Genomic DNA, 14,886 nt, shown 5'->3' on the forward strand with positions numbered 1-14,886 from the left:
TATGTTTGATACTATTAATAAGACAATATCAAAGGTTAAAAGAGAGGCCTAGCTGTAAATGGACAGCTGAGGCACATAATCGGTGAAACGGTAGAGCTGGGCGGCACGTTGGGAATATCGGTTTGACATTTTTCCTTCTCCGTTATGATCCAGTACCTCTTCGATAATCCCTTTGCGGCTTTGCGTTGATGTAATTTTACGGATAAAATTTCGTTCATTGAAGGTAGGGACGACCGTCTGAATCACTTGATACAATTCGCTGATTGTGAATTCCTCTGACAAAAACTCTTTGGCGATCGTCGTCGTGAGCATCTTCATCTGAATTTGTGCAAGTGCATCGCGAATAATGATTTCGTGGTCAAAAGCGAGATCCATCGCGAGTGCTTCATCCACAGGAAACAGCCGGACATCTGCTGCATCATCCGCTGCTTGGCGCTTCTCCAGAATGCGCTCATGGACTAACGCGAAAAACGCGTGAGAGATGATCCACCCCCTGGGATCGCGTTTCGGCGTGCTGTACACGTTGAAATAGGCCAGGTGGACATCCGAAACTCCCGTTTCCTCTGTCAGCTCGCGCCGCGCGCTCTCATGAATCGTTTCGTTCTCGGATGAGAATCCGCCTGGGAGCGCCCATTGTCCTTCGTACGGCCACTGCTTTCTTTGAATGAGCAGCACTTGCAGCTCTCTGAGCGGTAGCGACTTCTTCACGGAATCCCTTCCTTCCGAGGTGATCGTGAAGATCACGATATCGGCAGGCGCACCGTCTGGCGTACGATATTTGCTTACTTGATAATTGCTTTCATTTTCTGCGTTCAAGGTGATCACCTGCTTGGATGCGATTAATTATATTGTCATTTTGATATTTTCATTATGACATAATAAAATGACATGTGCAATAGTTTTTTCCCGAACAGCTGCTCGCAAACGCCTATTTTTCAATAACAAGTGCTGTCTGGCAGCGCAACCACGGTTCCACTTTCATCCAACAGATTTACTTTACCCTGCAGCGCTTCCGTGTATCCTTCCAGCAGGAAATGCCTTTTCTCAATAAATGTATATGTGTAGAGAAACTCCATCGCATCATTTACTGGCAAGACAACTTTATCCGCCTCAACAACCTTAGAGAATCTTTCGTATACCGTTAACGAACGCAATCTCTTTATTGGAAGGATCCTTCTGGACGAAGCGGCTGTCTCAAAAGCAGAGCAATCTGATATTGGGAACGTCTATTTTGTTTCTGCTGAGTCAATGCCATATCAAAAATTGGGATTGATGCAAGGCGTAAAGGAACTACAGGACGCTATTTGAGATATATTCGTAGATTTGAGAGTCGAAGCGGAACTACAGGCCTTTATTTGTCCGAATAACCTTGCATTTCATTTGAAGTAGCGAGAATAGAGGATCATAATTCCCATATACGGAGCAAACCGATATATTCCTAAGGAATAGAGGATCGTAGTTCCCTTTCACAGGCGGTTAATGCAAAGTGGCCATCCCCTAGGTCATTTCAGTCCTTGAGACAGCCTCTCTTTATTATGTGTAAAAATTATGTGTTCCCATAACCAAAATTTGTCGCCTTGTGAAATAATAAATCGATCTAACCAAATTTCAAAAGGGATTGAAAGATGTATGGCATGCTCACCAATTCGTTTCTTTGACAGTGCAAGCTTGTCCAATTTGAGCAGCGTGCGCTCTACATAATCAAGAACAGGGTTCGCCTGAGCCAGCTCCCGGATCGACTGTATGCGCTCGAAGTTCACGATGCGCTCTTCCGCCGATCCCATATAGGTTAGCCATTGATGCTCAGCAGCTGCTGTGGTGTCCCCTGTTCGATAGTTGTGTATCAGTTCTAATGAACGGAGCATATCTATGTGTTTCCTCCTATAGAAAGCTGTGACTTAACATCCGTATAATCGATCATTGCTCGTCTGCATACAGATTCGCGTAATTGACGAGTATGGTCAAAAAACCAAGGACAACAAATAAGAAATAGGCCATCAACCCTACGTGGAACACATTCGGAAAGAGAATGAAAAAGGCACCAATCGTCAGGCACAGCCAATTCTGCCAAACCTGCTTCCCAGATTTGCCTAGCGCCAGCAGAGATCCCACGAATTGCACGCTTCCAAGCAGCACACAGACAAAAAACATATTCGTTTGATCTTCAAATCCAAACACCCAGGGGCTGAGCAAAAACCAGAGTCCCATGCATGCGGATAATACATTTTTTAAATACATGGTCATCTTCCACCTCCTACAAGTTTTGGTAACGTAAAAGAAAACCTTTTACGAGATATCATAGTATACGCAAACGCTTTCAAATATGTGATATGGAAAAGCCTCCAGCTCACCCATTTATTTTGGGCGGACTAGAGGCTTCATGGTTAAGAGTCTATAAGTTATTGTTCAAAGTGTAAAACGCCCGCATCGCCTGTTTTCACTTCAGCCTTCAAAATATCTGAAACGAACTTGAGCGGCACATACAAGGTATCATTCTGAATGACCGGGGCTGCTCCCAGGGAGATAGGTGCCATTTTCGCATAAAAATAGCTGTCTTTGCCCACGGACACACTCGTCCATTGCGCTCCCTTGCGGAGTTCTGCCGCATACGCGGCTTGATTCCAAGTTACTTCATAACCAAGACCTTCTGCTACCTTGCGGAATGGCACAAATGTTACGCCTTCTGCACTCTTTACGCTGTCACCTGCCGCCAAATCCAAGGTCACTTTGGGAGCCGGCTCCGTTTTGACAGGAATGATCAAATCCGCAGCAAGTGGAAAACGGAATTCCGGTGATCCCATCACGCCCGGTGCAATCGCATATTTCGGGAATACGACGACAGCCTCTCCTTTTTCCACATAAAAGCCCTGTGACTCTCTAATGCCCTTAAATTCATCTTTAAAATAGTTCTCTGGATGTTCGTCCATTGCCGCTCGGACGCCAGCATCAACGGTTTCTTTGTAAGTGTTGCCAAGCACATCCTGCAAGGTCACGCGCTGGGCTTCTTCACGATTTAACACATTGTAGGTATCTACGCGCGGCATGCCAGTTCCCCCAGTGGCTCCATACGTCGTAATTTGTAGGGAGACGAGCCCCGCCGGGAAACTCGTGCCATCCGACTTCAACACATAATTAATGGTGAGTTCATATGGACGATAAGTAAACCCTTTGGTTTTGGCATCGGCTGCAGCTTGATCCGCCTCTTTCTCCCAGTTCGCCAAATCTTCATTCGCATGGGACAAAAGAATATCGTTCAACTGTTCTTGATATTTCGCGTCCAACATCCCTGTAAGCTGAGGGACTTTGACATTTGTTTTCAAATTTTCCGTCTTAGAGGTAAGCACTTCCTCTTTAATTTGAACTGCTGTCGCTTGGACGGTAACTGCAGGAGTCACCTTCGCGCTAATGGGAACAGCCGTCACCGTTTCAGCTGAAGCAGATCCAGCCGTAAGGACAGTTCCGCTTACACCAACTAACATCGCACATCCGAGCACACCTAATTTCAACATGTTAAAAGGATTCTTTCTCATTTCACAACACTCCTCATTCGTAATGGTAAAGTCATCTGTAGTTGTTCTAACCTTCACGATAACAAGACGCACGAGCGAATGAAAAAGTCGGGAATTACTTTATGTATTTCAGGATATTCGAAAAGCCGTCACAACTTGATGCAGATCCTGGGCTATACTTGCCAGATGATTTTAAAGTATATCGCATGAATGAAATCCCTCCAAGTAATGAATGAATGATCCAACAATGTTGTATACTCAAATCATCCTTTACCTACGATCATAAATCGAAATCGTTAAATGAATTACGGACTACCCTGATCCAAATTGTAAGTTTTCCTAACATTTTGACGATTCTTGGAGGCTCTGATGTCATCTTCTTTACGTTTCAAGCTCGTTGCGTTGCTTGTACTCATCACTACCATTTCATTAACTGTTGTAGGTTTTACGAATTATAAGTTATCGAAAGATAAATTAATTGGACAACTAAAAACACAATCCATTGCCTCGGTCTCCAATTCCGCGCAAAATTTATACGACTTCCTATCCATTCGGCTAGCCGAGGTTGAAATGGTTAGCCGTGTTACCGTCATGAAACGTGGAACTGTTCAGGAACAGCTGGCCTATCTAACCCAAGAACTGCAGACAGGGAATAACCGCTTTTATGCAATGGGCGTCGTGGATCCGGATGGAAATCTGCTTCTTACTTCCGGTGAGAAGCTGAATATCAAAGGTCAGCGGAGGTTTGAAGAGGCTTTACTTGGCAAAACCTACATTTCAGACCCCTATATCGGGGAAGTGTCAGGTAAATATATCCTCACCATTACTGCTCCTGTTTGGAATGAAAACAGAGAAGTAACAAGCATCGTCGATATCTCACTTGACGCAGAAGCTACCTTTCGTGAACACCTTCATCCACCACTTGAAGGGGTGCAGACCGTCATTGTTAGCCACGATGGAACCATCTTGTATCATACGAATGCCAACAAAATTTTAAATCAAAATATTGTCACCAATAATCCCTCACTGGCTTTTGTGTTAGATGAAGCCTTTCACCAAGATGCCGGTTATTTGGACGAATACTTGGATAACGGTCAAAGAGCACAATGGTTCTATGCCCGTGTGCCCAATTTAAACTGGCATCTCGCTTATTCAATGCCGGTTACTGTTTTCCAAGAACCCGCCAGTACATTGCTTTGGTGGACGGTAGGATTAATCGTTGGAACAGCCGCTATTTTGTTTCTACTTATTTGCTTAACTGCGAACACGCTCATCATCTCACGGATTCAACAGATTCTACACGTTACGGAATCTGTCGCTGCAGGCGACTTCTATATCAAGCCGCTGATATTCAAAAGCAAGGATGAGCTGGGCGCTCTTGCACATTCTGTGAATGGCATGATTGAAAACCTGCGCGAGCTTTTCGAACCATTTGAAGCTTTTATTCAGCACAATCAATATGCGATGATCGTCACAGACCCGCATTTCACCATCAACCACCTGAACCGCCGGGCGACCGAACTCCTTGGCTATACGTTCACAGATGTACACAAAAAAGCTACTCCACTGGTATGGTTGAATCATGACCAGTTAGTTGAAAGAGCTGCCAAATACACGATTGAACTCGGGGAATTCGTTCCTGCTGATTGCACAGCCCTCGTAATCCGTACGCTTCGCCATCTGAAAGAAGATAGCGAGTGGATTTGGCATCACAGAAACGGAACCCGGCTATTTGTCCAATTGAGTGTCAGCGCTATTACGCATCCGGGGGGCGATCTCAAGGGCTACGTTTTCATTGCCCGCGACATCAGCGACATTAAAGAGAGCAATGAAACGAAGATGCGGCTTCTTACGATTGTGGAAAGCGCACGAGACGCCATCCTTTCTTTTGATCAGATGGGCTACATTTTCTATATGAATCAAGCCGGTAAAAACTTAATTGGCTTAGACAATGAACAAACGACGAAATATCATTTCAGCGAGTATGTAGATATCCGAAGCAACATCGATTTCGAAGAAGGGCTTCTTACTGCGATACGCGAAGGGTTCTGGGAATTCGAGGCTGAAGCGTTAACGAAAGAGCAGCGCCGGATTTTCATCTCCGTTACGGTTGTTCCTCATACGCCTGCTGAAAAAGGAGAACGCTATTTCTCAGCCATTTCGCGGGATATTACAGATCAGCTGCAGGCGAAAGATGAGCTCATTCTGGCGAAACAGGAAGCCGATGATGCCAATCTGACCAAGGGCATTTTCCTTGCACGGATGACCCATGAAATTCGAACACCGCTCAATGGCATCGTCGGGTTATCCTACTTGATGGAACGAACCGCGATGACACCGTTGCAGAAGGATTATATGGCCAAAATCACAAAATCCTCGCTCTCCCTGTCGCAAATCATCAGCGACATCCTGGACTTCTCCAAGCTAGAGGTGGACAAGCTGGCCATTGAGCATCATGCCTTCCTGCTCGATGATACGATCGACCGTGTATGCGAAACACTTAGCGTCCTGCTTGGGCATAAACCGGTCGATTTTATTTGTGATATCGAGGAGCAAGTGCCCCTTGGCCTCATCGGCGATTCCTTAAGGCTGTATCAGGTACTCTTGAATTTAACCAGCAACGCCATTAAATTCACAGAACAAGGAACCGTCACGCTGCGCGTTCATGCCCAGGACCTTCAGGAAGAAAAAGTGTCTATTGGCTTCACCATTACCGATACCGGGATTGGCATGAATGATGAACAGCTCGCCAAGCTATTCCAGCCCTTCGTTCAGGCTGATGAAGTCACGAACCGTAAATACGGGGGGACAGGACTTGGACTTGTCATTTCCAAGAGCATCATCGATAACATGGGCGGCACGATTGAAGCCTCAAGCCGACCTGGCGTGGGCAGCGTGTTCCGCGTCAGCATCCCTTTTGCTTTAACCTTGCAAACAACAAAGTCACAGACCCGCTTCCCGCTTCGTGCTTTTCTTGTGGAAGATCACCCCCAGCTGCACCGCGTGCTGCTGCAAACTCTGCAATCCATGTGTTCGGAAGCAGCGGGCGTTTATTCATGGAAGGAAGCGAGGAAAGCAATCGATCTCATTCCACTGGACTTGGTTCTGCTCGACATGGAGGCTTCTGACATGTATGGGGAGGAAGTATGGTTTGACATGTTGGAGACATGTAACCGGAACAACTTAAAAACGATCATTTATACGACCTTGCCTGGCAGGGATGCTTTGGAAGAGCTGCCTATGCAGGCCGCACCGCATGCGATCTTGGTCAAGCCGGTTTCTCGGAGCGTTCTGTACCAAACGCTGCAAAATATAACAGGCAGTTTTGCTTCTGATGCTTCGGACAATACTTCGCATGCCGGGAAACAGGAAAGTAAGGAAGCCTGGCCCTCCTTTCCACGCATTCTGCTTGTCGAAGATAATGACATCAATCAGACCGTGGCTCGTTCCCTTTTGGAAAGTATGAATGGCGTCGTTCAAGTAGCTTCTAATGGTTTTGAAGCCTTGCAGCATCTGGAAACCTCAGATTACCAATTAATCCTAATGGATATCCATATGCCTGTTCTTGACGGAATTGAAACCGCTAAGCGTATTCGGCTTCAGCCCAATTGGCGACACATTCCAATCATCGCCGTCACAGCAGACTCTACCTTGGAGAAGCGCCTAGCTTGTATTCGCGCTGGCATGAATGAAGTGATCACCAAACCGATCATTCCTGACCGCTTGTTCGCCGCCGTGAGTACCAGCCTAAGCTTGAGCGGAAAAATGGCAGCTCCTGGTCTGGATACCGAGGAAGCTCTGGAACGGCTGCTTGGCAAAACCGACATTTATCACCACATGCTGCGGAGATTTCATGCACAGTCCAGAAATGTGATAGATCAGCTAATTACAGCTATTCAACAAATTAAATATGAGGAGGCCTTGCAACTCCTGCATACACTGCGCGGTTCGTCAAGTAACCTGTCTGCCAATCGCTTGTATGCCGCGGCAACCGCGCTCGAAGAGACGCTGAAGATGGCCACTCCTCTGGATGAATCAAAAACCATCCTGATCCAAAACCAGCTGCAATCCCTTGCGATTGCTTTGGAGGAGGTTTTCCACACTATCCAAAAATTGCTGCTTGATTGAAAAATGTGCGGTTTTATGTCACTATATGCATAGGGCTCCCGCTGCTGAGAGCATGCATTTTATACGTATAGGTGGTTTAATATCATGACAGTACAAAGCACTCCATACCGCATTTTGTTGTATTATAAATTCGTTACTGTGATAGATCATGAAGCATTAGCTCGAGAACATTTGGCTTATTGCAAAAAGCTCGGCGTCAAAGGGCGTATCCTGATTGCCCCAGAAGGCATCAACGGCACTCTGTCAGGGACCGTGGAACAAACCGACGCCTATATGGCTATGATGAACCAAATGCCTCTTTTTAAAGATATGGTCTACAAGATTGATGAGAGCGAAGGACATGCTTTCAAGAAGCTGTTCGTTCGTCCTAAAAAGGAGCTTGTAACCTTCCGTCTCGAAGAAGATGTGAATCCGAATGAGCTAACCGGCACCCATTTGAAGCCCAAGGACTTCTATGAAAAGCTTCAACAAGATGACGTTATCGTCCTCGATGGGCGCAACCATTACGAGTACGAAATCGGTCACTTCCGAGGCGCTATTCGCCCTGAGGTAGAAACGACACGCGAATTCCCAGAATGGATTCGCAACAATCTCCATGAATTTAAGGACAAGCCGATTCTGACTTATTGCACTGGCGGTATTCGTTGTGAGAAGCTGTCTGGATTCCTTATTCAGGAAGGCTTCAAAGAGGTTTATCAACTTGATGGCGGCATTGTCACCTACGGGAAAGATGAAGACGTGAAGGGACGCCTTTTCGATGGCAAATGCTACGTGTTCGATGAGCGGATTTCGGTCCCAATTAACCGAACAGACGAGGACATCGTCGTAGGCAAATGCTACCACTGTGGCAAGCCTGAGGATCGCTACATCAACTGTGCGAACGATTTGTGCCATTTGAAGCATGTATGCTGTGAGGCTTGCGAAGAGGAGCATAACAGCTTCTGCTCCACGGAATGTGAAGAGAAGACGCTAAGCTCACTTGAGGCATAATACAAATAAGATGAACCTAGCGGGAGATCGCAGATCTCCGCTAGGTTCTTTATTGTGCCGAGGGGACTCAGATTCGGCATTTGAAGGGTCGTAGGGGCAATTGATGGAAACCTGCGGCAAACTTACTATACATAAAAGATTCTACAAAAATATACTGTTCATTTTAGTTTTAACGTCCGACAGGCTGTACTTTTTTGCAATTCCGAATCGACGCCTCCAAAACTCTCAATATAAGTGGAGATGGAGCGTCTTTGCTTACAAATTCATGTGCAGATTATGGTTTTTCTGTAATTATATATACGCCATTGACAACGGTGTTAAATGTATAAGCAACCTCATTGGTATGTCTCGTTGTACCTTGTATTACAGGGACCGTATTGCCGTTTTTGTCTTTGACAACGATACCGTTCGCCCATGGAGATACCAAGGTGACTGATTTACCAGCGTCGCTGATGATTTCCGCTGACAGCACTTTACCGTTTTTCAATTCGCTGGAAACACGGAATGCATTTTTCGCGCGCAAGGTGACGAATTTGGCATCAACGTTTTTGCTCCATGCCGGGAATAAACGCATTTCGAACGTTCCTCCTGAAATGTCATTCAGCTCGTTCTGCAGCAGCATGCTGTTAACACTTTCAAGTGCACCGCTATTTTCATAAGAGGCACCGCTGTCATAGAACTTCTTGCTATTGTAGATCATGTTCAGCGTTCTATGGAATGCGTTGGTTAATTTATCAGCATCAACTCCTATTCTTGCGGCAATGGTGTACGATTTGGAGAACCCATTGAGTGTACCGCCATTGAAATGCGGATTAAAATAATCGCCATACTCGAAGGTATCCTTGGCAATTTGAAGAAGCGCAGGGTCTGACCCTATGTTGATCAGTTCACTCGGATGAACGGAGCCTTCCATAACAACAGGCTGGTTGTTATTCGAGATCTGAGCTGCCCACGGTAAATCGTAGTATTTAACTTGAATGGGGTTGCTGCTCTCAACGCCGCCAACAAAAATCGCTTTGTTGTGGCTAAAGCCAAGTGCGGCCAACTGGCTTACGGTAGTCGGGTTGTTCGTGCTTGTTGGAATCGGAGCCAGGTTGGCAAGTACCTCCGAGCATTTAGCAACCAAATCCGCATCTACATTTAAACGCTGCGCCATTTCCATATAATCTCTGAAAGTTGATCGGATATAGCCCATATCCATGGAAGCGTTGATATTCCATCCTCCTTCGTTATTTGCGCTATTATACACCCAGTATTTACCATCCTCTTTCTTAATTACAAAATCACAGTAAAATTGCACCACTTTTTTGATAGCGGGATAAATAAACCTCTTCAGATCTTCGTCATCCCTGTTGTACAGCCAATCCCATTCTAAGGCACGGGTGAACAAAGCAACGTTTGTCTTTTGGTCGCTTGACAATTGAGGGATCCTTTCGCTTGCAATCGGTGCAGGGTCCAACATTCCGTAATAAGCCATTATCGGCAGCGTATGCCTGTCGGCTTGAGCGCCCTGATATCCCCTATCAGCCGTTCTTTTTTGCTCAAAACTTAAAGAATTCACGAGATCCGCGTAATAGGGCTGAAGCATATCTGTGCGGTTGCTGGAATGCACCCCGTAGAATGGCGCTTCATAGTTATAGTTCAAAACGGCATGACCATCGGCTGCTGAATTATCATTCGTATTGAATAAACCGTTTAAACCACCTACTACATTCGGCTGCTCGGCCCAATCAGGCGTTTGACGAATGGCGGAGCCCAGTATATAAAGCGTTGTGTAGTAGTAATTTTGTATGACCGGGTCGGCTAACTTCACATACGATTTCAACCAATAATTTTTCCACCAATTCAGATGATATGCACGGGCTGTACCGATCGACGCTTCCGTTATGGCATTTAATTTCTGTACAGCGGTATTTTTCACAGTCGTTATATCTTTGGTAACGAGGATAGAACCAGTTCCTTGCGGCCCTTTCAGTCCGCTGTGCGTATACAACACGGTAGCGATTTTCGCCGTCTCCCCCAGATTCAGTGTCAACACAATGGTGTTGCCTGCTCCCATCTGATAGTTTCCCGCGATCACTTTGGTTGCCGTTGCTCCCCGGAAAACAAATCCGCTTTCATTATCTCGGGTCAGCCAAATCGCATTTCCGTCGGTTCCGCTAACATTGGTGACTCCGCTAGTTTCCGGACTCGTCAATTGAATTCTTACTTTTTGCGGCCCAGCAGCACTGCTGTCCAAGGTAACATTCGTAAACATGGCGTTCTGGTCATCCGCGACCCAGGTCTTGTAGCTGACTAAATTGCTGTTATACTCCATTTTGCTGCGGATTTCGGCATTCAGAATATCGCGTTCGTGCGAGAATCGTCCGTTATTCGTCTTAGGAGGATTGATCACATTGGCGCCGTTATTATACAAATCAATATCCGTAATACGCGCGGAGGTCATATCATTGGGGAAATGCAGCGTTGCATATTGGGGGGCTACAGGTGTCGTTGTGTACACCCTTAAGTATTTGGCGGTGATAGGTGCAGCAAAATCAAACGCATTGCTATAAACAGACGAATACACACTGCCGGTCACGCTCTTTATCGTCGTCCAATTGGTACCATTATTTGAAGTTTGGATATCATAGTCATAGAGGTTATACTTCGTTTCATCTGGAAAAAGTACACTATGATGCTTGATTACGATCTTGTTGAATGTAAATGACTCTCTTCCTTGAACACTGATCCATTTTGCCAAAGGACGCGGTAATCCGGTTGTTTGTGAAACTTTTTGCGTATAAGATATCCATTCTGTGCCCTCATTCGAATCAAAGGCATAGGAGGGACTATAATTTTGCGGATTCGCCTCATTATCTCCGGAAGAATTAGAAGAACCGAATGAGAACGGAGGTTGAGGGCTCGGAGGCACTGGAACAATGGGGTCACCGTTTGCAAATGTTAACCTGGCATTCATGATTTTTTTACCACCCCAAGCATTGCCGCTGGCAAGGAAATAGCTTTGCTGATTTTTCAAGGCATCGGAGACGACACCAAAGGTTCCATTGCCCATCAGCATGCCCGAATTCATATACTTGTTGTTAATGCCCGTATCCACTTGGGTCGACTGTATAGCTGTAAGCCCGGACAAGAGTGAGTTCAATTCAGGCCAATTGACTTCCGCTGAAGCTGGAACGATACTCATCGTCGTTTCATTGCTTTCAGAAGGGAGAGCCACACTATTTCCGGCAAAATCAGCCTTAACCATATACGTGCCTACGTCTATCGGAGGAGCGCTTCTCCATGTTGCACCAGGCGTTAGCGCTTTATATTTGTAAATATAAGGCACCTGGATCGGGTACGATACAGCCCCTGTCATCGGAACATTTATTCCTGTATAAGTGAAGGACTTGCTCTCCAGAGAAAGGTTGACGGTTGCTTTGCTTATCGTGAGAAGGGCGACATTGCTCACCGCACTGTTGTACGTCTCATTCCCTGCAAATGTAGCCTTTACGTCGTATTGGCCGATTTGGGATGGGGCGGCTTCTGTAAAAGCTTCTGTCACGCCATGCTTTTTATACAGATACGTATAGGGTACTTGCGTATAGTCAGCGTCTCCCTTGTAAGCGATGGGAGCGGTTGCGCCATCCGTATACCAGTTGATTGGTTCGCCCGTGTAACCGACTGTCCGATTATTCAAGGTAATGACTGGATCCCTGTTATACAATGTACTCACGGCATCGCTGCTGCTGAAGAGCTCAATTTCAGCCAGACGAGCTTCCATTCCGCCTGCGGCTTGTCCTACAGATTGCTCTGGTGTGCCATATTCTACTTTAAAATAACGGGCCGTAACAGGCGCTGCAAGTATACGCTGCGTGACATCATAGATGTTTTTATCCACCTGATCTACTTGAGTCCAGTTGACATCGTCCGTGCTTACGCTTACTTTGAAGCTTTGAGGATTTAAACCCTTGTCTCCAATTACCCCATTGTGGTGAAGCACATATTTGGAAATCGTCTTATCTGAGGGAAACTGAACTTTCAGCCAATGCGGCCTTACATTATGGTTAGATGTCCAGGTAGAGATAGCGCCCGAGACGCTCCCATCTATCGTTCTGACGGCCTTCATGCCATTCCACTCACTGCTCGCTGTTACCACAACGCCCGGCAATTTGGTCAGTGATTGCTCGTTTGGCGCTGCTAAGACGACATTTGTCTGAAGAGATACGAACACGCATGCCGCCAATAGACCGGCAACTGTTTTCCTAATAGCGAGTTTCGCAATACGATAACTGTTGAACATAAAAAACCTCCTTTTTTGGGTTTGCTGAAGTCGACTTCTAGTCCATAGACAACCTGCAGAAAGAAGCACTAACTATTAATAACATTGTAGTAGCTAAGCGAATAGTTACTTTTACGATAGAAGTATCATCACTCCTCCACGGGGTCTGCTGACTGCTGACATGCACTCACCTCCAATTATTTCCCAAGCATCAGCGATTACAAATTCAATATAATCAAGTCGTCTAGCGCACGTATACTGCTTATTTTTTATCCGAAACCGTCGATCTTCTGTACTTTTTGAAGAAAACCACCAAGTAAAAAACAAGCATTTGAATAATAGTATAAATGTGGAAAATTCCAACTCTTTAAATAAGAAATGACGAAGGTAATAATTACCCTCGCCACTTCTTAAACTTACTTTTTATTCGCTACCTTCCATGCATCAATTTGCGTTTGCATTTCAGCCAGCAGCTTGTCCATGCCTGCTTTTTTCAGCTTTTCATTTAATTTTGGCAAATGGACGTCTGGATCCAGCGCTCCTGTAATTAAGCCCGCTTTAAATTCGCTGATGGCGGAAGCACATTGCGCAAGCTCACTTTTCACTTTAGAAGGATCGAAGCTGAATCCAAGCACTTTAGACGAAATAGCTGCGCTGTTCATATCCGGTCCTGCTGGGTACCACTTTGGTTGCAATGGGCTCGTACGATAGGAGTTAAACATGTTGCCGTACTCCCATCCTGAAGCAACGTTGTAACCACTGTTAGGTATCGTTTCAATCAGATCTTCGCCTGTTTTCTTGTAGTGCTTGCCTTCAATTCCATAGTTCATAAGATTAAATAACTTAACGTCCGAATACATCAAATCATAAAACATCATGGCTCGTTCTGGATTTTTCGATGTACGGGGAATAGCTGTCAAAGTTCCAATAATAGAGCCAGTACTCATATAAGGTGCAGAAAATTGCGCGGTTAGGACGTTTTCTGGCTTCCCATTGCCGTAACGATCCGCTTGGTTAGCTGGTACATCAGGGTTCATAACGGCTGTTCTTGTAATATACTTACCAGCCTTCTCATCCGCATCAAGATCCGTAATAGTAGGTGCGTCTTTGCGGATAATGCCTTTTTGATACCACTCATGCATCAGTTTCAGGAAGTTGACATACTCCTTTGTCTCAAAGAGATTGACGACCTTCGTATTGTTGTCATTGATAAGAAGCACGCCTGGATTCGTATCCGCGAAGTACTCAATGCCAAGCGCCGACCCAACATAACTAAGTTGATCGTCGTTGCCTTTCACGCGAAAGGCATATTTATCTTTCTCGCCAGCGGCTACTTTTTCTAAGAATGGAGTCAAATCTTCAAGCTTCTTGGCTTTCGACGGATCAAAGCCGTATTTATCCGCGTAGGTTTTATTGATAAGCATGCCTGGTGTCCTTGCCAGAACCTGCGTATTAATAATGCCATACAATTTACCGTTAATCTTAGGGGCTTCCCATGCTTTTTCAGGTACCTGTTTTAGAATGTTCGTGCCATACTTCTTGAGCAGATCTGTGACATCCAGATATGCGCCTTTATTCACAGCAGAAACATAATCATTCGTCCAGTTCGATGTGTACATCAGATCTACACTTTCTCCTGATGCAAGCACCGCTTGCATTTTTTGATCGTAATTTCCCCAATCTACGAACTCAATATCGAGCTCTGCATTAATTTTTTCTTTTGTAATTTTGCTCATCTCTGCAAATACCGCTTTGGCATCGGGGAAGGCGCCTTGAGGCAAGTACCATTTGAGTTTCACCGGATCAAGTTTCTTTGTCTCTGTTCCCGGAGCCATTGTTTCTTTGGCGGCCGGTGAAGGTGAAGATGTAGGTGGGGTATCCCCCGTTTTACCGCAACCTGCAAGGATTGCAGAACTTAATAGAATTGCACCTAATACAAGTGAGATCGATTTCATTTTTCTTGTTTTCATTTCTTGGCCTCCCTAATTTTTCTAT

8 protein-coding genes and 1 pseudogene are annotated in these 14,886 nt (G+C 45.5%); 2 read left to right on the forward strand and 7 right to left on the reverse strand.

The annotated features are described in order from the left end of the window. Window positions 1–48 precede the first annotated feature (48 nt). From AC58UW_RS08380 to AC58UW_RS08400, 5 genes and pseudogenes are all read right to left on the reverse strand, one after another. Window positions 49–816, reverse strand: coding sequence for an NUDIX domain-containing protein (locus tag AC58UW_RS08380; protein WP_497420235.1), 768 nt, complete (start codon window positions 814–816; stop codon window positions 49–51). A gap of 119 nt (window positions 817–935) precedes the next feature. Then, a complete protein-coding gene (locus tag AC58UW_RS08385) occupies window positions 936–1,154 on the reverse strand; it encodes a hypothetical protein (protein ID WP_497420236.1) in 219 nt (72 codons plus the stop codon). A 501-nt stretch (window positions 1,155–1,655) separates the two neighbouring features. Beyond that, window positions 1,656–1,865, reverse strand: a pseudogene (locus tag AC58UW_RS08390) (class I SAM-dependent methyltransferase); the annotation flags it as partial. 52 nt (window positions 1,866–1,917) lie between these two features. Beyond that, window positions 1,918–2,244, reverse strand: a complete 327-nt coding sequence (locus AC58UW_RS08395; RefSeq protein ID WP_497420237.1) for an SPW repeat domain-containing protein — start codon at window positions 2,242–2,244, stop codon at window positions 1,918–1,920. A 155-nt stretch (window positions 2,245–2,399) separates the two neighbouring features. After that, the gene (locus AC58UW_RS08400) at window positions 2,400–3,530 is read right to left on the reverse strand and encodes a stalk domain-containing protein (protein ID WP_497420238.1); all 1,131 of its coding nucleotides are present in this window, start codon (window positions 3,528–3,530) and stop codon (window positions 2,400–2,402) included. A 348-nt stretch (window positions 3,531–3,878) separates the two neighbouring features. Here AC58UW_RS08400 and AC58UW_RS08405 point away from each other — a divergent pair, with 348 nt between their 5' ends. Next, window positions 3,879–7,637 carry a response regulator gene (locus AC58UW_RS08405; RefSeq protein WP_497420239.1) on the forward strand — a complete coding sequence of 1,253 codons (3,759 nt, stop codon included), beginning with the start codon at window positions 3,879–3,881 and terminating at the stop codon, window positions 7,635–7,637. Window positions 7,638–7,721: 84 nt separating this feature from the next. Then, on the forward strand, window positions 7,722–8,627 hold the full coding sequence (trhO, locus tag AC58UW_RS08410) for an oxygen-dependent tRNA uridine(34) hydroxylase TrhO (RefSeq protein WP_497420240.1): 906 nt from the start codon (window positions 7,722–7,724) through the stop codon (window positions 8,625–8,627). A gap of 274 nt (window positions 8,628–8,901) precedes the next feature. On the opposite strand, the gene AC58UW_RS08415 is transcribed toward trhO, so the two are convergent. Both AC58UW_RS08415 and AC58UW_RS08420 read right to left on the reverse strand, forming a co-directional pair. Then, on the reverse strand, window positions 8,902–12,912 hold the full coding sequence (locus AC58UW_RS08415) for a discoidin domain-containing protein (protein ID WP_497420241.1): 4,011 nt from the start codon (window positions 12,910–12,912) through the stop codon (window positions 8,902–8,904). 395 nt (window positions 12,913–13,307) lie between these two features. Further along, window positions 13,308–14,861 (reverse strand): ABC transporter substrate-binding protein, encoded by a 1,554-nt coding sequence (locus tag AC58UW_RS08420; protein WP_497420242.1) that lies wholly within the window; start codon window positions 14,859–14,861, stop codon window positions 13,308–13,310. Window positions 14,862–14,886: the final 25 nt, after the last annotated feature.

It is taken from the genome of Paenibacillus sp. J22R160 (assembly GCF_059692135.1).

What these genes read in the sequence shown, in the direction of transcription:
- AC58UW_RS08400 (WP_497420238.1), bottom strand. Translation starts at nt 3,530, where the DNA reads ATGAGAAAGAATCCTTTTAACATGTTGAAATTAGGTGTGCTCGGATGT.
- AC58UW_RS08415 (WP_497420241.1), bottom strand. Translation starts at nt 12,912, where the DNA reads ATGTTCAACAGTTATCGTATTGCGAAACTCGCTATTAGGAAAACAGTT.
- trhO (WP_497420240.1), top strand. Translation starts at nt 7,722, where the DNA reads ATGACAGTACAAAGCACTCCATACCGCATTTTGTTGTATTATAAATTC.
- AC58UW_RS08405 (WP_497420239.1), top strand. Translation starts at nt 3,879, where the DNA reads ATGTCATCTTCTTTACGTTTCAAGCTCGTTGCGTTGCTTGTACTCATC.
- AC58UW_RS08395 (WP_497420237.1), bottom strand. Translation starts at nt 2,244, where the DNA reads ATGACCATGTATTTAAAAAATGTATTATCCGCATGCATGGGACTCTGG.
- AC58UW_RS08420 (WP_497420242.1), bottom strand. Translation starts at nt 14,861, where the DNA reads ATGAAAACAAGAAAAATGAAATCGATCTCACTTGTATTAGGTGCAATT.